Genomic DNA, 18,371 nt, shown 5'->3' with positions numbered 1-18,371 from the left:
CATGCCTATCGACTACCGCAAGACCGTGGCCCGGTTGGAGGGGACCTGCACCGTGGAGGAAGCGGAGGCGTTGCTGCAGTGGCTGCAGGCCAATCCCCAGGGCAAGGTCAATCTCAAGGAGTCCGGCCATCTGCACGCCGCCGTGCTGCAGGTGCTCATGGCGGTGCGGCCGCCGCTCTCGGCGGAGCCATCCGATCCGTTTCTGTCTCGCTGGGTCGTCCCCGCGATCACTGGCGCGCAACCATGATGCCACCGGTGTAGACCATGACGACTGAACCCTTCGTGGTCGCCGTGTCCAACCGCAAGGGCGGCACGGGCAAATCCACAACGGCGGTGAATCTTGCGGCCACCTGGGCGCGGCAGGGGCGACGTACCCTGGTGATCGACCTGGACAGCCAGGGTCACGGCGGGCTGGGCCTCGGCGTGAGGCCGGACCGTGGACAGCCGGGCAGCCAGCAGCTGCTGGCCGGTGACGTCGACAGCCTGTCCGCCGTGGTGGTGCCGTCGCGTGTCGAGGGGGTGGACGTAATCCCGGCAGACACCCGCGCCGCCCGCGAGCCCGATGCGCCGCCCGACCGCCTGGCGGCGCTGATCGGTGCGGCCGAAACGCCCTGGGAGCGGGTGATTATCGATACCCCTCCGTCCGCGGGTGCCCTGCTGGAGAATGCCCTCGGTGCGGCGCACGGTGTGGTGGTGCCGTTGCAGCCCCACGCCCTCGCGGCCGAAGGCGTGCGGCAGCTTGTGCAGCTGTTCTTCCGCATCGCCAGCCGCGTGAATCCGCAGCTCCAGTACCTGGCCATCCTGCCCGTGATGCGCGATCCACGGGTCCGGCTTCATCGCCAGGTGGTGGATGATCTCGCCCATCAGTTCGGTGCCTTCCGCATGCTCCGCGGAATCCGCTCCGACATCCGGCTGGCCGAGGCATTTGCGGCAGAGCGTTCCATCCTTGAATATGCTCCTTCAAGTCGTGGTGCCATGGACTACCGGCTCCTCGCCGACGAGCTGGAAGCCCTCTGGTCGATCGCCTGACAGCAAGGGAGGGCAGTGCATGCAGGGAGGAGGCGCGAGGTGAGGCCCTGGCTCGACACCTTCCGGCTGGTCCTGGCGGGGGCGTTGCTTGGGCTCGGGGCGATGATCACCGTGGCGTCCAGCAGCCTGGCGCTCACCGCGGCCCCCGGATTCTCGGGTATCGATCCGCTGTTGCGCGAGGTGTCGCTCTTCTCCGGGCTGTCGCTGGCACTGGCCGGTGCCGGGTGGATGGCGCTGGTCGGCGGGGTTGCGGCGGTGGCGGCGCTACTGGCCGCAATCGCCGTTGCGGCGTCGCTGCTGGCGCTGTCGGGTGGATGGCTGGCCCCGGCCGACATTGCCGGGGGGAGTGTTGCCGGCCTGATCGGTGCGGCGCTGCTGGTCGCCAGCCTCCCGGATTGCCGCTTCTTCCCCTGGCGGGTGGTGGGCGCCCTGGGGCTGATCGCGTCTGCCCTGATGGGGTATTCCGGCATGCCGGTGGAGGCGCTTGCACTGGCGGTCGCGGGCGGCCTCGCGCTGTCGGGGGCGCCCTTGTCCGGGGCCGCGTCCCCACCGGAGAAGCACGCCAGCCTGGTGTTGCCCGTTGCAGCGTACGGCGTGCTGCTCCTCGGCACGCTGGTGCTGTGGCAGGTGATCCTGCATGAGGAGCGCGGGCGTTGGGCGGAACGCACCGACCGTGTTGTCGACCGCTTCCATCTCGTGGTTGCCGCGGACCTCGACCTGCGGGTTGACGCCATGGAGCGTATGGCCGGGCGCAGCGAAGAGCGGCCGGACATGGCCGAGACGGAGTGGCGGCAGGACGCCGCAGCCTATATCGCCCATTTCGCCGGCCTGGAAGGGATCGGAATGGCCGATCATGAGGCGGTGCCGCGCTGGATTCAGGGCCGCCTGTGGCTTGAAATTGCCGCTCCGGGTGGCCTGCGGCATGACCCACGCATCACCATGCCCCTTGAGGCCGCCCGCCGCAGCGGCCGTACCCGGCTCTCGCCGGCACTCCAGCCGCTGGACGGCGGGGCGTTCGTCTATACATTGACCCCGGTGCGGGGGTCGGGCGATGGCGGTGGGTTCGTGGTCGGCCTGAGCGGCCTGGATACGGTCTTCCGGCACGCCCGCGCGGGCGTGGAGCCCGGCTTCCGCTTCCAGGTCCGCGAAGCGGGCGGGAGGCACCTGTTCGGACCCGAAGCCGGGCCGGATGCAGGCGGCCACGTCCGCGCCGAGCGTGACGTGGCCGTGCACGGCGCCGGATGGACTGTCGCCGCGTGGCCAGCGCCCCGGTTTCTTGCCCAGGAGCGCTCGCGGGTCGGTGATGCGGTGCTGATCAGTGGCGTGTTGCTGGCATTGATCGGGCTGGTGGCCATGCGTCTTGCTCTCTTGGCCCGGGAGCGTGCGGTGCTCGCGGCCCGTAATGCCCATGCGCTGCGGCGGGAAATCCAGGAACGGGAACAGGCCGAAGCGAACCGGCAGGCGACAGCCCTGCGCCTGGAGCACACCCTGGACGGGCTCGCCGACGGGTTCATGACGCTGAACGCCGACTACCGCGTGACATACGTCAACCGGGTGACCTGCGAGCTGGCGGGGGTGAGGGAGCGGGACGTGATCGGCAAACCGCTCCGGAACCTGTTTCCGGACAACCGCCCGATCTACGATTCGTTGTATGCGCGGGTCATGGAGACCGGCCAGCCCTTGGCCGAGGAAGTGCATGACCCGACGCTGGACCGCTGGCTCGACGTCCGGGTGTATCCCGCCGAGGACGGGATTGCCGTTTACCTGCGGGATGTCACCGAGGCGCGGGCGAGCCGGGATCAGCTCCGGTTCCAGGCGCAGATCCTGGAACATATTCATGAGGCGGTGATCGGCTCGGATCTGGCGGGCAACATCACGTTCTGGAACGGCGGAGCCGAGCGGCTGTTCGGCTACGATGCCGATACCATGGTAGGTGGGCCGCTGCGGCTTCTGCGCCCCGGCCCCGATCAGCTGTCGCTGCGGCGGGAGTTCATGGAGCCGGTACTCACCAAGGGCGCGCATGAGCTGCAGCTGCAGCTCGAGACCAGTGACGGGGAGCCATTCGTGGCGATGATTTCCCTGTCCCTCACCCGTGACAGCGACGGCCGGGCCACCGGGGTGCTGGCCTTCATCCTGGACATGACGGAGCGCGTCGCGTTCGAGACGGACCTGCAGGAAGCGTTGACCCGCGCGCAGATCTACGCCCGGCGGCTGCGCGAGCTGGGCCGCATCTCCCTGGAGCTCAACACCAGCAGTCACTGGCGGCGAACCGTGGAGACCCTGGCCCGTGAGGCGCGGGAGTTGCTGGAATCGCACCTGTGCCAGGTGACGGTACTGGATGACGGTGCACACAACGGGCTGTCATCCGTGATCGCCGCCTCACAGAAGTATCCGGGCTACGGCGGCAGTCAGGAGACGCTGGCCCCCGACTGGCTCTGGGAGCAACTGCGCCGGTCCCGGGCGCCGGTGCTGCTGACCGAGGCCGAGTACGAGGACGAGAACGGCGAGCCCACGTTCCCGCGCTGCGGCCTGGGTGTCCCCATCGTCAATCACGATGCCACGGTTATTGGCGTGGTGTTCTGTGCCGATCGCTACCGGGGGGAGTTCACCGCGGACGACGAGGCCATTGGTGTGCAGCTGGCGCAGTTCGCCGGAGCGGTGCTGGCCAAGAGCCAGGCGCTCGAGGCCATGCGTGTGGCCGACGCGCAACTGCGGGAACAGCTGGAGTTCCTGAGCACGGTTACCCGCAGCGTCACCGAGGGGATCGTGGTGACCGACGCGCGGGGCGTGATCGACTACGTGAACCCTGCGGCCAAGACCCTGCTGAACCGCGATCAGGCCGAACTGGTCGGGCACCGGCTACTGGACCTGCTCGGCGAGACACAACCGGTGGTCACTACGCCTGGGGAAGTGTCGGACGCGTGGAAGACCACCATTCCATGCAGGGATGGTGGCCACCGGACCCTGGTGTTCCGTGTCTCGCAACTGGCCGAGGGGCGCTGGCAGAATGGGCGGGTTCTGGTCTTCAGCGAGGAGCATTAGAGGCGTGTCCCGAACGCTCAGAGAACAGGTCTTCGTCTACGGCACCCTGCGACGGGGTGGCAGCAATCATCGTCTACTGCGGGACGCGCGCCTGCTGGGCGCGCACCGGACCGATCCGGTCTTCGCCATGCTGGACGTGGGGCCTTATCCCGGGGTGGTCAACGGTGGCGAGACGGCGATCCAGGGGGAGGTCTATGCCGTCACACCGGCACAGTTCCGGGAACTGGACGCCCTTGAGGACTACCCCCGGACCTACACCCGCCAGCGTATCGCCACGCCGTGGGGAGAGGCGTGGATCTACCTCTACAGGCCCCGTGGGCAGCGGTTACCGCAGGTCCCCACCGGCGACTGGTTTCATTCCTCCCGGCGCTGACGGTCGGCTCCCGGCGCGCCTCCGGGTTCGGTGGACCTGAAGGTCCACCCTACGCCGGTTCTCCCAAGTGCCTGACCAGCAGCCGTAGCCACCCGCAGGGTGGACATTCAGATCCTCAACGCCAAGCGCGTTCGGCCATGGCCCCGGCTCGCCGCCAGCCCCGTAGGGTGGACCTTCAGGTCCACCATCAGCGGCGAACCGCGGCTTCGCACTGCAGCAACGAAAACGCATGACTTCTTCGGTGATGGCGCCTATTCTCAGGAGGAAGGGCATCGCAGAATGCCCTGCCTGACAAGGCTTTGGCGGTTGCGAGGCTCAGAACGCAAACGGTGCCAAAGCGGAGGAGAAAGCCATGGCAATGGCTCTTAAACTGGAACCCGAGAAATGTACCGGGTGCCTGCAGTGTGAAATGGCCTGTTCCTACGAGAACGAGGGCGTCTTCAACCCGGCCAAGTCCCGGATCAAGGTCTTCAATTTCCACGAGGAAGGCAAGTTCGCGCCGTATACGTGCACCCAGTGCGAAGAGGCGTGGTGCATGCACTCCTGCCCGGTCGAGGCCATCGTCGTCGACATGGTGACCGGCTCCAAGAACGTGCTTGAAGACGTCTGCGTCGGCTGCAAGGTGTGCACCATCGCCTGCCCCTTCGGCACCGTCAACTACGAGCCGGATTCCGGCAAGGTCATCAAGTGTGATCTTTGTGGTGGTGACCCCTGGTGCGCCAAGGCCTGCCCCACCGGCGCCATTACCTACGTGGACGAAGCAGACACCACTTACGAGCGCATGCGCGCCTGGGCCCAGCAGGCTCCCTCGGCACCCGCGCGGTTCAATCCGCCGAAGCCGAAGGAAGTGCAGGTGTTCGAGCGCTGAGCGGAGGACCAAGACATGGCCTGGACGGGAAACGTGCTGCGGGTGAATCTCACCAATGGCAGCGTCAAAAGCGAGCCCCTGAACAAGCAGTGGGCGCGGGAGTACCTCGGGCAGCGTGGGCTCGCCACCAAGTACCTGGTGGAGGAGGTCGACCCCACGGTCGACGCGCTGTCACCCGAGAACAAGCTGATCATGGTCACCGGGCCTTTGACCGGAACCATGGCCTCCACGGGCGGGCGTTATTCGGTGGTGACCAAGAGCCCGCTGACCGGCGCGGTCGCCTGCTCCAACTCCGGCGGTTACATCGGCGCCGAGTTGAAGATGGCCGGCTGGGACATGGTGATCTTCGAAGGGCGGTCCGAGAAGCCGGTCTACCTGCACATCGAGAACGAGGACGCGCAGCTGCTGCCCGCCGACGAGATCTGGGGCAAGAGCGTCTGGGAGGCGGACGGCATTCTGCACCGCCGGCACCAGGATCCGGACATGCGCATCTCCTGCGTCGGCCGGGCGGCCGAGGCCGGCAATCTGTACGCGGCCATCGTCAATGACCTCCACCGGGCGGCGGGCCGCTCCGGTGTGGGCACGGTGATGGCCTCCAAGCACCTGAAGGCGGTGGCCGTGCGCGGCAGCCGTGGGGTCGGCAACATCAAGGATCCGATGCGGTTCATGCAGGCGACCGAGGCCGGCAAGAAGGTGCTGGCCGACAATGCGGTCACCGGTGGCGGGTTGCCCCAGTACGGCACGCAGGTGCTGATGAACGTCATCAACGAAATGGGTGCCATGCCCACCCGCAACATGCGCGAGGTGCAGTTCGAGAGCGCCCACAGGATCTCGGGCGAAGCTATGCATGAGCCGCGGGAGAGCGACGGCAAGCCGAATCTGACCACTAACGCGGCCTGCTTTGCCTGCACCATCGCCTGCGGACGGATCTCGACCATCGACCAGGGGCACTATACGGTCAAGAACAAGCCCGAGTACTGGCACGCCTCTGGCGGCCTGGAGTACGAGGCGGCGTGGGCGCTGGGCTCGGACACCGGCGTGGACGACATGGATGCGCTGACCTACGGCATGTTCCTGTGCAACGAGGATGGCATCGACCCCATCTCCTTCGGCGCAACGGTGGCGGCCGCCATGGAGCTCTACGAGCTGGGCGCCATCACCAAGGATGACACCGGCGGGCTGGCGCTGACCTTTGGCTCCGCGGAAGCGCTGACTACCTGCGCCGAGCTCACCGCCCGGGGCGAAGGCTTCGGCAAGGAGCTGGGGCTGGGTTCGAAGCGCCTGTGCGAGAAATACGGCCACCCGGATCTTTCCATGACCGTGAAAGGGCAGGAATTCCCTGCCTACGACCCGCGCGGCATTCAGGGCATGGGCCTCGCCTACGCCACATCCAACCGCGGCGCCTGCCATCTGCGAGGGTATACGGTGTCCTCGGAGGTGCTCGGCATTCCGGAGAAGACCGATCCACTGGTCACGGAAGGCAAACCGGAGCTGGTCAAGGCGTTTCAGGACGCCACCGCCGTGGTGGATTCCAGCGGACTGTGCGTGTTCACCACCTTCGCCTGGACCCTGGACGACATCGCACCGCAGATCGACGCCGCCTGCGAGGGGGAGTGGAGCACCGAGTACCTGCTGCAGGTCGGTGAGCGTATCTGGAACCTGGAGCGTGACTTCAACCTCAGGGCCGGGCTCAGCGGCAAGGACGACACCCTGCCGAAACGGCTGCGCAAGGACGCCGCCAACGTCGGGCCTGCCCAGGGGATGGTCAACGACGTGGAGGCGATGATGCCGCACTACTACGCGATCCGGGGCTGGACCGAGGACGGCCGGATCACCGACGAGACGCGTCAGCGGCTCGGGCTGTAGAGGGAGGCGCACCATGAGACATGTCATTGTTGGCGCCGGCCCGGCCGGTGTGGTGGCCGCCGAGCAGCTGCGCGGGCACGATCCGGACGCGGAGATCACCCTGATCAGCGGCGAACAGGAGCCGCCATACTCCCGTATGGCGATTCCCTACTACCTGGTCGAGAACATAGAGGAAGCCGGAACATATCTGCGCAAGCAGTCGGGCTACTTCGACGAGCAGCGGATTCGCGTCCTGCACGACGAGGTGACCGGCGTGGATCCGGGCGGGCACAGCATTGCGCTGGGCCAGGGCGGCAGTCTCGGGTACGACCGCCTGCTCATCGCCACCGGCTCCCGGCCGCTGGACCTGCCTGTGCCCGGAGGCGACCGCCCGGAAGTGCGTCACTGCTGGACGCTGGAAGATGCCCGCGCCATCGTGCAAAGCGCGCAACCCGGTGCCAGGGTGGTGCTGATCGGAGCGGGCTTCATCGGCTGCATCATCCTGGAGGCACTGGCACTGCGGCGCACCGAGCTCACCGTTGTGGAGGCGGGGAACCGCATGGTTCCGCGCATGATGGATGAAACCGCCGGAGGCCTCATCAGGGACTGGTGCGAGTCCAGGGGGGTTCGGGTTCACGTGGATGCAAAGGTTGCATCCATCGACGACGGCCGTGGCAACCACGCCGCCGCGGTACGCCTGGAGAACGGCGAAGTACTGGATGCCGATCTGGTCATTGCCGCGGTGGGCGTGACCCCCAACGCGGAGTTTCTCCAGGGGGCCGGTCTGGACATGGATGCGGGCATTCTGGTGGACCGGCAGCTCAAGTCCAGCGTCGACGGCATCTACGCGGCCGGCGACGTGGCGCAGGGGGTGGATTTCTCCACCGGCGGGCAATCGGTGCACGCCATTCAGCCGACGGCGGCCGACCATGCGCGGGTTGCGGCGAGCAACATGGTGGGCCGGCACCAGGCCTATCACGGCAGCGTCAACATGAACGTGCTCGACACCCTCGGGCTGATTTCCAGCTCGTTCGGCCTGTGGATGGGCAAGGACGGCGGCGACAGCATCACCGTGCATGACCCGGACCGTTACCGCTATCTCAATCTGCAATTCGAGGACGACCGCATGGTGGGGGCCAGTGCCCTCGGTCTGACCGAGCACGTGGGCGTGCTGCGCGGCCTGATTCAGACCCGCGTCAAACTGGGCGTCTGGAAGGAGCGGCTGCGCAAGGATCCGAGCCGGCTCATGGAGGCGTACCTCGGTGCGACGCGGCCCATCGGGTACAACGCCCATGTGCTCTGACCAGGCTGCCGACACGGTCGCGGCCGGGCAGGAGACGATCCGCCTGCAGATCAAGCTGTTCGCGAGCCTGCACGTCTATCTGCCGGCCGGGGCAGAGCGTAACGAGGTTACCGCCGAGTATCCGGCGGGCATTACACCCAACGCCCTGCTGGCCGAGCTCGGGGTGCCGCGGGAGATGGCGCACCTGGTGCTGCGCAACGGCGTCTATATCAAACCGGGGGAGCGGGATCAGCCGGTACTCGTTGACGGCGATGCGTTTGCGGTCTGGCCGCCGGTGGCCGGCGGCTAGGGTGTGTGGGTCGGCGCCCGGCGAGGAGCGGATGACCAAGGAAATGGGGCTGCGGGAGGCGGAATTCGTCCAGGCGTTGCCGGCTGTGCTGGCGGGGTACGAGTGGCAGCGCACGGCGAACAGGGTGACGGCGCGTAAAGGCACCACGGCGATCCACCTGGAGTTCGGACCGGAGCAGGTCCGGCGCATCGCCTCCGTGGCGCTGCCGTTACTGCCCGTGACACTGACGTTCGTGGATTGCCCCGGTCCGGAACGCCAGGCGTTCCTTGATCACTTCAATCGGCGGTTTCAGCGAGGCGGGGGATGACGGGATGATGCATCTCCCATGACAGTCTGCTATACCTTGCATTAACTGAATGGTCGAGTAAGTTCCGGTTTCTGTCAGGTCTGAGCCGGCAACCGGCACTTGGAGGAGTCCCGCTCCTCCCGTTTTATTCCTGCCGGGGTGAAAACCTCACCCCGGCTTTTCGTCTGTTCAGGTCCAACGCAAAACGGGATGGCCGGTGAGCCGGGCATGGGTGTGCGCCGGGGACGGTTGATCGATGAACCAGGGACGGGGCGACGCCTCGATAATCATAACGGCGATGGCGAGGTGACAGGGGTGCGAACGTTTACCGAGACCGGTCCGGCGGACGGCACGTCCGCGGGTGGCCGCGAGGGGCTGTTGGCAGTAGCCGGGGTGGAGGACGATCCGGCAGAGCGCCTTCGGGCAGTGAATATGCCTGTGCTCCAGGAGATCTGCCTGGCCCTGGAGACGGCGCTTCCCGGTGTGCTGGTCATCATCCGCATTGAGGGGAATGGAGCGGGCGCCACCGTTGGCGGCTGCGACGCCGGTTGCCGTGTCGCCGAGTCGTTACAGGCCATGGAGACCCAGGGCCAGGTTCTGCCGGCAGGGCGCCAGGACGCCCTGATCGTCAGTGACGATGCTCCCCAGTGGGCATGGATCGCGGCGCTCCTGCCGGACGAGAGCGGCCATGCGGTGACGTGTGATGAGATCGCTGATGGTGCGGGAAACCGCCTGGGTGGCCTGTACGTGTTCCACCGGGTGGACAGCGCCTCGCCCAGTGGGTGCGCGGACATCGTCAGCCGGTTTGCAAGACTTGCCGCCGTGGTCATGGGGATGAGCAATGCCCTCATGGACGTGCGTAACGAAGCCAATCGGGACGGACTGACGGGGCTGATCAACCGTCGTCGCCTGATGGCCCTGCTGCGGGACGACCTGGCCACGGACGGCCGGCGTGACCGCGTCGCCGTGCTGCTTCTCGATATCGATGACTTCAAGACCGTGAACGACAGCAGCGGCCACGGTGTCGGCGACAGCGTGCTCATGGTGGTCGCGGACCGGCTGCTTGCCGGCGTGCGTCCCGGAGACGAAGTGGCGCGCCTCGGTGGCGATGAGTTCGTGGTTCTGATGCGTGAGGTGGATCGCGCAGCGAGCGAGCATGTGGCGTCGCGGCTGCTCACCAACCTGCGCGAGCCGCTTCACGTGGAAGGCGTTACCCTGCGTCTGACGCCCAGCATCGGGCTGGCGTTGTCGGTGGATTTTCCGGACTGCCCGCCGGAGCGCCTGCTGGACGAAGCGGACGGTGCCATGTACCTCGCCAAGCGGGAAGGCAAGGACGGCATGCGCACCGCGGGAGAGCACAATGCGCGGCGCCGGCCCGATACCCGCCTGCTGGAGCTGATGAGCGACCCGCGTGCGCTGGATGAGAGTCTGGTCCTGAACGCGTGGCCGCGTTGGCGGGATGGTGTCTTGGTTGGCCGGCAACTGTTGCTGCAGTGGTGGGACAGGGATGCCGAGCGGCTGCGTTCCATGCAGGGGCTGCTGCGCCAGGTCCAGACGCCCGACGCCCGCATGGAGGTGCAGCGCATCTGCCGCGAGGCGATTCGTGATCGCCTGGACCCGGCGTGGTTTGCCGATGGCATGGCGGTGGCCGTACGACCGCCGCGCCCGGCGCTGCTTGACCCCGACTACCCGGAGTTCCTGGCCGGGTGCCTGGACGACAAATCCGCGCTGCCGCCGCAGATGGAGCTGGACGTGACGGAAATCATGGGCGATCCACCGGCGCGTATCCAGGCAAGCCTCCACCGGCTGCGCGACAGGCTGCCGGGGCTGCGCATCGCCGTGAGGACCATCGAGCAGAACGCGCTCTCCCTGGCGTTGCTCGAGACGACGCGCCCCGATGTGCTGCGGATCTCTGTCAGGGACGTTCTCGCGAGCGAGCGCACCGGGATGGATCCGGCGGCCGCGCTCGAGGCCATGTGCGCGCTGGCCCGCGCCTGTCATGCGGAAGCCATCGGCGACCACGTGACCACCTCCCACGAGCTACGGTTACTGCAGGCGGCGGGCGTGCGTTACTGGCAGGGACCCTGCGAAACCGCGCCGTAGGCGATACGCGCTCGATTGCCTCTCAGTCGTCGATGGGTTCGCAGACGATATCGGTAATCTCCACGGCAATGGTCCGGCCGTTGGCATCCACGGAGACTTCCTCGAATTCCAGCTCCCGTTTCGCCAGGGTTTTCGCCGTCTCCAGCGTTTCCGCCTCGACGACCACACCTTCTTCTTCTGCTCCGTGGTCCTGTGCGGTTGCAGGCACACGGCACCTCCACAGCGCCATGAGATGTCCTCCCGTGTAGCGGTTCCGGCCCGGCTCCATGGTGCTGACGGACCGATATGCCAAGACTAGCGCCTCCTGCAGCGTTGCGTCGAGACCCGCCCGCGCTCAGGAGTGGGATCCGGTATCGGGTGTCCCGCCGACTGCTTCATCATCCAGAGAAGCCTGTCCGCTGCGGGAGCCGCCGATGATCGCACGGAAGATGCCGGTGAGCTGGCGTTCCATCTGTTCGGCATCGAGCCCGGTGTCGCCGGAGAGCCACTCCACCAGCAGCTCGTTGGTCGCGCCCACCAGCGCAACCCCGGCCAGTCGGTAGTCCGCCGGTGCGAGTATGCCCCGATCGGCCATGTGGCCCGCGGCACCGGCGATGACTTCCGCGAAGTGACGGATGACGTCCCGGCGCCTGCTCTCCAGGTCGCGGCTGACGCCGACGGTCTCCACCAGGGCCAGCCGCGCCCGGGTGGGGTTGTTCATGCACAGCCGGGCGAAGCCGCGCAGCGCATCAAGTACCCGCTCCACCGGGTCGTCGTCCTCGCGGGCGCGCAGCCGTTCCATGACCACGTTCAGGGCATCGTCGATGAACGCGTCGAACAGCGCGGTCAGTAGCTCCTCGCGGGAACGGAAATGCTCGTAGAAGTGGCGGGTGGTCACGCGTGCATGGGCGCACAGGCGCTCGATGGATGTATTGGGGTAGCCGTCCCTGCCCATGAGCTCCAGGCCGCTGTGCAGAAGCCGCTCACGGCGCTCTTCGCGCAGTTCCTCCTTGGTCCGGCCGCGGTAACGACGGGATGTGGGCTGATTCGGGGTCTGTACCATGGGGTGCTCTGTCTGGGTGTGATCTCCGGATTATTGAGCAAGGCGGGGGGTGATGTCCAAGGTCTGTGTTAGTAATGGGGGCCGGCTGGTCGATTGACAGGCTGCGCCGTGGCATCATCCCGGAAGCACGTTGGGAGCCGGTTCACCGGTTCAAGGAAGGACAGGGCGGGAGTGTATGCGAAAAGACCATCACCTTCCCCGGCTACCGGCTCGCGTTGCCCTGCTGTATGCGTTCGTTGCGGCGCTGTGGATTCTGTTCAGCGACTCCGCGATCGTGGTGATGGGGCTGGACCCCGAGTCCCACACCTTGATCGGCATGGGCAAGGGGCTCGTGTTCGTTGCGGTGACAGCGGTGCTGCTGTTTTTCGGGGTCAGGCGTGGCGTGGCCGGTCAGCTGCACGCGTTCAAGGCCATGGAACACGCTGAACGGCGCCAGCGCCAACGCGTCGAGGCGCTTCCCCAGGCCCTCCTCGAGGTGGATGCCGGCGGCGTCATCCGGTTCGGGAACCCCGAAGCCGAGCGGCTTTTCGAGGTGGCTGGCCCGTCGTTGCCCGGCGTGGAGTTCGGAGAGCTCCTGCGCGGCCTGGGCGCACACCAGCAGCTCTCGTCTGCGCTGGAGCGGGTCCGTTCCGGTGGCGATGGCGCCGGTAGCTTTCGCGGGCAGCTGGCAGCGGAGACGCCTGAACCGGTGGAACTGCGCGTGGACTGGTCCGTCGACCCGTACGGGCCGGCGGGGCGTCAGCTCGTGGTCGTGGTGACGGATATTACCGACTGGGTCCGGGCCTCGGCCGAGAGCCAGCGGTTGGTCACCGTGCTGGAATCGACCACGGATCTCGTCGCCACCTGCACACCCCGGGGCAATATCACCTACCTGAACCGGGCCGGCCGGTCGCTGCTTGGTGTGGAACGGGATGCCGTGGTGGACGCGCTCGAGGCCACGCAGTTCATGCCATTCTGGGCGCGGCGCCTGGCCCGCGACCATGCTGTTCCGGAAGCGTTGCGCTGCGGGAGCTGGAGCGGCGAGACGGCGCTCATGACCAGCGACGGCCGCGAGTTGCCGGTGTCCCAGGTGATCGTGGCCCACCGCGATGATCTGGGGCGCGTGCAGTACCTGTCCACCATTGCGCGGGATATCTCCGAGCGCAAGGCCATGGATGAGGCGTTATACGCGTCCCGCGAGCAGTATCGCTCGCTGGTGGAGAATACCCATGACGGCCTGGTGGTGTCCCAGCGCGGTCGGGTCCGCTACGTCAATCCGCAGCTGGCCAATCTGCTGGGTTTTTCGCCGGCGGAGTACACGTCCGGCTCCTCCATGACGTTCGTGCACCCGGAGGATCGGGACCGGGTGCGGGAGTGGTATCGTGCCATCCAGCGGGGCGAGAGCGTCGAGCAGGGGCTGCGCTTTCGTTTTCTGACCATTACCGGGGGCGTGTGCTGGGTCGAGGGCAAGGCCAGCACGATCGTGTGGGAAGGGGCGGATGCGACGCTGTCCTTCTTTACCGATATCACGGAGCAGGTCGAGGCCGAGGGGCGCCTGGAGTACCTGGCGGAGTACGACGCCCTTACGGGGCTGCCCAACCGGGACCTGTTCCTCTCCCGGCTGGATGAGGCCATCACCCATAGCGAGGCCCAGGATGGCGCGATCGGGGTGGTCTACCTCAACCTGACCCGCTTCCAGATTTTCAATGACAGCTACGGCCATGAACTGGGCGACCGGCTCCTGCGGGCGGTTGCCGAGCGCCTGGCGGACGCCGTCGATGACGGCGATGTGGTCTCCCGGGTGGGGGGAGACGAGTTTGCGGTCATCCTCGACGGCTTGCCCGATGCTGACGCCATCCCGCCGCGCGTGCGCGCGCTGCTGGGGTCCATGGCGGAGCCTTTCCGCCTGCAGGGCCACGAATTCTACGTCAGTGCCAGTGCCGGGATTGCCGTCTATCCGGAAGATGGCGCCAGGCCGGAGGTGCTGTTGCGTAATGCCGCGAGTGCCCTGGAGGCGGTGAAGAAGTCCGGCGCTGGTGGCTATCACTACTACGCGGCCGGGCTCAACGAGAACGCACGCCGGAGGCTGGCACTGGAGACCGACCTGCGCCACGCACTGGGGCGGGGCGAGTTCGAGCTGCACTTTCAGCCGCAGGCCGACATGCAAACGGGGCGACTCACCGGCGCGGAAGCGTTGCTGCGGTGGAACCACTCCGAGCGCGGGCTGGTGATGCCGGGGGACTTCATCCCGCTCCTGGAGGAGAGCGAACTGATCCTCGACGTCGGCGCGTGGGTGCTTGAGCAGGCCTGCCTGACCCAGCGCCGCTGGTGGCGGGAGTATGGCCAGGATCTGGTGGTGTCCGTCAACCTCTCGGCGCGCCAGCTTGATGATCCGCTGCTGGTGGACCGGGTCAGGGCCATCCTTGATCGCACCGATGTCGATCCGCACCGGGTGGAGCTGGAGATCACCGAGAGCTCGCTGGTGCACAACCCCGAAGAGGCGGCGGCAACCCTTGAGGCCCTGAAAAGGCTCGGGCTGAGCCTGGCGGTGGATGACTTCGGCACCGGCTACTCGAGTCTCAGCTACTTCCGCCGGTTCCCCGTGGACACCCTGAAGATCGACAAGGCGTTCGTCAGCGAACTGACCCGGGATCCCGACACCGCGGGCATTGTCCGCGCCATTATCGCCATGGCGGGCAGCCTGCACTGCCACATCGTCGCGGAGGGGGTCGAGACCCTGGGGCAACTCAGAATGCTGCGCCAGTACGGGTGTCACTGGATGCAGGGCTATTTCCTCAGTCGTCCACTGTCCGTGGACACCTTCGATGACCTGGTGCGGGACGGCCATCGCTTCCCGGTGGCGGGCGATGGTGACAGCGCCATGGCCGGTCTCCTCGTGGTCGGCGGTGACCAGGCGCTGCTGCGGCAACTGGACGCAGTGACGCCGGCGCACGGGCGCGCGCTGTCCGTGGACCGCGTAACGACCACGGGCGAGGCCTTCGAGTGGCTGGCGACGCGGGAGACTGCAGCCGTGCTGGTGGACCAGAGCGCATGTGAGGATGACATGACCTCATTCGCCACGCGGGTACAGGCGCTCTATCCGCAGGTCCGGCGGCTGCTGATGGGCGGCGTCGGCGATGTGCTGGTACGCGCCCACCATTTCGGCCAGCAGCAGCCCTTCCAGCGATTTGTCGATCGGGGGGCGTCCGAATCCACGCTGGAGCAGATGGTTCTGGAAGCGGTGGCCGCGTACGACCAGGCGCGGGACACGGGGGCTGCGGGTACGGGGGATCGCCGGGCCGAAGGTCGCCGCCGTCAGGCGGGGTCGCGCGGCGCGTAGCGTTGCAGGTGCTGCAGGAGCTCGCTGGTGCGGCGCGCGTGCAGAGGGGGAGTCGCCGCGGGCTGGAGCGCCGCCAGCTGTTCACGGGCCCAGGACGTGTCGCCCTGGCGCAGTGATTCCAGCGTGCCCCACCAGCGGATCCGGAAGAGCGGGTCCGCACACAGGTTGACGGCCTCGCGGAGATCGTTGCTGGTGCCCCTGATCTCCAGCCCTGCCAGGGTCTCCTGGAGCGCGTCGCGCAGGCGGATGTAGTCCAGCCCGTCCAGCCCGCGGCGGCGCGGTTCCACCCGTGCCAGGTAATGGCCCATTTCGCTACGGCCGGAGAACCAGACCATGACGGTGGCGTCGCCGTCCGCCGTGTCCGTGACCAGCGCAAGGCGGTAACGCCGCGGGTCGCGCGCGGCCATCAGCGCGTCGATCTCTGCGAGTTCCTTGCCTTCCCATGGAAACATGACGACGGGGGATCCGGTGGGGCCAGAAAGAGGGAGGCGGCGAGTACCAGCCACACCCCGGCGCCCGAGTCCACTGCTGCGGCTGCTCCCTTCCGGGCCTGACCGGGTTCACAGTTTATCGCCGCGGGGGGACCGGCACCGCCGCCATTGAATCGGTGCCACTTGATGAAAATGGCGGAGAGGGAGGGATTGCCACGGCGCTGACGCGCCTCGCCCTCCGGGTCGTCGCCGCTTCGCGGCAACGCACTGCTCCGCTTCGCTCCGCGGTCGAACCCGGCGTGTCTAACGCCGAGGGTTCGAAACCGCAATGTCCCGATTTTCAGCTAAACGGTACCAGTCGGCACCGCTTAGCTGAAAATGGCGGAGAGGGAGGGATTCGAACCCTCGGTACGGGGTGACCGTACACGCGCTTTCCAGGCGCGCTCCTTCGACCGCTCGGACACCTCTCCGGTCTACGATGGTGCGTGCCATCGAGGGCGGGAAGATTAAACCAGAACAGCGGTTGGTGCAATGCATCGGGTGGCAGGCGAGTGGCTGCCGCGAGGTGTTACAATTCCGTCCACTTGGGACAGGGTTGGCGAATACCGGCATGAGCTATCAGGTACTGGCGCGCAAGTACAGGCCGAGAATCTTTGCGGACATGGCGGGTCAGGAGCACGTGCTGCGTGCGCTGATCAACGGCCTGGAGAACGATCGCCTGCACCACGCCTATCTCTTTACCGGCACCCGTGGGGTCGGCAAGACCACGGTCGCCCGGGTGCTCGCCAAGTGCCTGAACTGCGAAACAGGGGTCACCAGTGAACCCTGCGGTACGTGTGGAGCGTGCACATCCATCGACGAGGGCCGTTTCGTTGATCTGATCGAAGTGGACGCGGCGTCGCGCACGCGGGTGGAGGATACCCGGGAGCTGCTGGACAACGTGCAGTACGCGCCCACCCACGGGCGTTACAAGATCTACCTGGTGGACGAAGTGCACATGCTCTCCACCCACAGTTTCAACGCGCTGCTGAAGACGCTGGAAGAGCCGCCTCCGCATGTGAAATTCCTGCTGGCCACCACGGACCCGCAGAAGGTTCCCGTCACCATTCTGTCGCGCTGCCTGCAGTTCAACCTCAAGCGGCTGCCGGCGAGCCTGATTGCCGACTATCTGGGCCGCGTGCTGCAACAGGAAGGCATCGCCGCCGAGGCGCCGGGGCTCGCCCGGCTCGCGCGGGCGGCCGACGGCAGTATGCGCGATGCGCTCAGCCTCACGGATCAGGCGTTGGCCTTCGGCGGCGGGCAGGTTACCGATGATGACGTGCGCGGCATGCTGGGCAGCATCGAGGATCACAGCGTGCTCGACATCATCGCGGCACTGGCCGATCAGGATGGCGACGGCCTCATGGGCGTCGTGGAGCAGCTGGCGGAGCGCAGTCCCGATTTTACGGACGTGCTCGCTGCCATTCTCACCAATCTCCACCTGCTGGGTCTGCTCCAGACCGTGCCCGGGGCGGTGGATGAAGACCATCCCGACCGCGAGCGGCTGCAGGCGCTCGCCGATGCGCTCACGCCCGAGGATGTCCAGCTGTTCTACCAGATCGGGCTGACCGGGCGACGTGACCTGCCGTTGGCACCGGAGCCGCGCATGGGGTTCGAGATGGTGCTTCTGCGCATGCTGGCATTCCGCCCGGACGACGGCACCACGCCGCCTGCCGGAGGACACGCGCCGGCGGCAGCGCGCGCCACGACGCCGCAGCAGGCGCCGGCAGGCGGTACGGCGGCGCCCCGGTCTGCCGCTCCCGGGAACGGTTCGGTCGGCGTTGCGGCTCCGCGCGACACCGGTTTCGGTGCCGACCCGGCGGAGGCCGCCAATGCCGCGATTGCCGATGCCGTGGAGGAGCGGGCCGAGCCCGGGGGCGAGCCCCCGCCGGAGCCGGTTGCAATGGCGCAGCCGGCGGAGCGGAACACCGACCATCACCCGTCGGCACCGGCCGTGCCCGCGAGTGCGCCGGTGAGTGCGGAGGCGCTGCCTCCCTGGCACGAGCTGATCCCCCGCCTGTCGCTGTCGGGTATGGCCCAGGCGCTGGCGATGCAGTGTCGCTGGGGTGGCTACGCCGGTGGTGTGGTCACGCTCTGTCTGGACGAGCGGCATCGCTCCCTGCGGAACAAACAGGTGGAGCAGCGGATCGAATCAGCGTTGGGCGGCCATCTCGGCGAGGCTGTCAGCGTGCGTTTCCAGGTCGAGCGCTCGGGGGCATCCGAGGAGGCCGCGGAGCAGACCCCGGCGGAACGGGTGGAGGTGGCGCGGCGCCGGCGTCAGGAAGCGGCGGAAGCGGCGATCCGGGACGACCCGACCATCGCCGACATGCAGCAGCGCTTCGGTGCCGAGGTGCTGCCGGATTCAATTCAGCCCGCGGAGTGACCGGGGCGGCAATGCAACT

15 protein-coding genes, 1 tRNA gene and 1 other RNA gene are annotated in these 18,371 nt (G+C 67.3%); 12 read left to right on the top strand and 5 right to left on the bottom strand.

The window, feature by feature from the left end; translation table 11 throughout:
* The first annotated feature begins 1 nt into the window (after position 1).
* The 10 genes from BMZ02_RS03600 (at position 2) to BMZ02_RS03555 (ending at position 11,138) form a co-directional block, all read left to right on the top strand.
* Positions 2-247 carry a hypothetical protein gene (locus tag BMZ02_RS03600; RefSeq protein ID WP_091639978.1) on the top strand — a complete coding sequence of 82 codons (246 nt, stop codon included), beginning with the start codon at positions 2-4 and terminating at the stop codon, positions 245-247.
* A 17-nt stretch (positions 248-264) separates the two neighbouring features.
* On the top strand, positions 265-1,029 hold the full coding sequence (locus BMZ02_RS03595) for a ParA family protein (RefSeq protein WP_091639976.1): 765 nt from the start codon (positions 265-267) through the stop codon (positions 1,027-1,029).
* A 39-nt stretch (positions 1,030-1,068) separates the two neighbouring features.
* Positions 1,069-4,071, top strand: coding sequence for a PAS domain-containing protein (locus tag BMZ02_RS03590; RefSeq protein WP_091639974.1), 3,003 nt, complete (start codon positions 1,069-1,071; stop codon positions 4,069-4,071).
* Positions 4,072-4,075: 4 nt separating this feature from the next.
* On the top strand, positions 4,076-4,444 hold the full coding sequence (locus BMZ02_RS03585) for a gamma-glutamylcyclotransferase family protein (protein WP_216110666.1): 369 nt from the start codon (positions 4,076-4,078) through the stop codon (positions 4,442-4,444).
* 352 nt (positions 4,445-4,796) lie between these two features.
* Positions 4,797-5,312, top strand: a complete 516-nt coding sequence (locus BMZ02_RS03580; protein WP_091639971.1) for a 4Fe-4S dicluster domain-containing protein — start codon at positions 4,797-4,799, stop codon at positions 5,310-5,312.
* 15 nt (positions 5,313-5,327) lie between these two features.
* Positions 5,328-7,178, top strand: coding sequence for an aldehyde ferredoxin oxidoreductase family protein (locus BMZ02_RS03575; RefSeq protein WP_091639969.1), 1,851 nt, complete (start codon positions 5,328-5,330; stop codon positions 7,176-7,178).
* A gap of 13 nt (positions 7,179-7,191) precedes the next feature.
* Positions 7,192-8,460: an NAD(P)/FAD-dependent oxidoreductase gene (locus tag BMZ02_RS03570; RefSeq protein WP_091639968.1), complete on the top strand. Its 1,269-nt coding sequence runs from the start codon at positions 7,192-7,194 to the stop codon at positions 8,458-8,460.
* Positions 8,450-8,749: a sulfur carrier protein ThiS gene (thiS, locus tag BMZ02_RS03565; protein ID WP_091639966.1), complete on the top strand. Its 300-nt coding sequence runs from the start codon at positions 8,450-8,452 to the stop codon at positions 8,747-8,749. The genes BMZ02_RS03570 and thiS overlap by 11 nt, the downstream gene beginning before the upstream one ends.
* A gap of 31 nt (positions 8,750-8,780) precedes the next feature.
* Positions 8,781-9,056 carry a hypothetical protein gene (locus tag BMZ02_RS03560; RefSeq protein WP_091639965.1) on the top strand — a complete coding sequence of 92 codons (276 nt, stop codon included), beginning with the start codon at positions 8,781-8,783 and terminating at the stop codon, positions 9,054-9,056.
* Between the two features lie 294 nt (positions 9,057-9,350).
* Positions 9,351-11,138, top strand: coding sequence for a sensor domain-containing diguanylate cyclase (locus tag BMZ02_RS03555; protein WP_171909792.1), 1,788 nt, complete (start codon positions 9,351-9,353; stop codon positions 11,136-11,138).
* A gap of 22 nt (positions 11,139-11,160) precedes the next feature.
* On the opposite strand, the gene BMZ02_RS03550 is transcribed toward BMZ02_RS03555, so the two are convergent.
* A complete protein-coding gene (locus tag BMZ02_RS03550; RefSeq protein WP_139209133.1) occupies positions 11,161-11,346 on the bottom strand; it encodes a hypothetical protein in 186 nt (61 codons plus the stop codon).
* Between the two features lie 126 nt (positions 11,347-11,472).
* Positions 11,473-12,180 (bottom strand): TetR/AcrR family transcriptional regulator, encoded by a 708-nt coding sequence (locus BMZ02_RS03545; RefSeq protein WP_091639960.1) that lies wholly within the window; start codon positions 12,178-12,180, stop codon positions 11,473-11,475.
* 175 nt (positions 12,181-12,355) lie between these two features.
* Between BMZ02_RS03545 and BMZ02_RS03540 the strand changes: the two genes are divergently transcribed.
* Positions 12,356-15,499 (top strand): sensor domain-containing protein, encoded by a 3,144-nt coding sequence (locus tag BMZ02_RS03540; protein WP_091639958.1) that lies wholly within the window; start codon positions 12,356-12,358, stop codon positions 15,497-15,499.
* Here BMZ02_RS03540 and BMZ02_RS03535 read toward each other — a convergent pair.
* From BMZ02_RS03535 to BMZ02_RS03525, 3 genes are all read right to left on the bottom strand, one after another.
* Positions 15,475-15,951: a hypothetical protein gene (locus BMZ02_RS03535; protein ID WP_091639957.1), complete on the bottom strand. Its 477-nt coding sequence runs from the start codon at positions 15,949-15,951 to the stop codon at positions 15,475-15,477. The two genes, BMZ02_RS03540 and BMZ02_RS03535, sit on opposite strands and share 25 nt — an antisense overlap.
* Before the next feature lie 41 nt (positions 15,952-15,992).
* Positions 15,993-16,089: signal recognition particle sRNA small type (gene ffs, locus BMZ02_RS03530), an RNA gene on the bottom strand.
* 220 nt (positions 16,090-16,309) lie between these two features.
* Positions 16,310-16,400, bottom strand: a tRNA-Ser gene (locus tag BMZ02_RS03525).
* Between the two features lie 140 nt (positions 16,401-16,540).
* Here BMZ02_RS03525 and dnaX point away from each other — a divergent pair.
* A complete protein-coding gene (gene dnaX / locus BMZ02_RS03520; protein WP_091639955.1) occupies positions 16,541-18,352 on the top strand; it encodes a DNA polymerase III subunit gamma/tau in 1,812 nt (603 codons plus the stop codon).
* The last annotated feature ends 19 nt before the right edge of the window (positions 18,353-18,371 follow it).

Origin of the sequence: Aquisalimonas asiatica (genome assembly GCF_900110585.1) — a bacterium.
GTDB classification, from domain to species: Bacteria; Pseudomonadota; Gammaproteobacteria; order Nitrococcales; family Aquisalimonadaceae; genus Aquisalimonas; species Aquisalimonas asiatica.
This window is presented reverse-complemented; position numbering and strand designations above follow the sequence as displayed.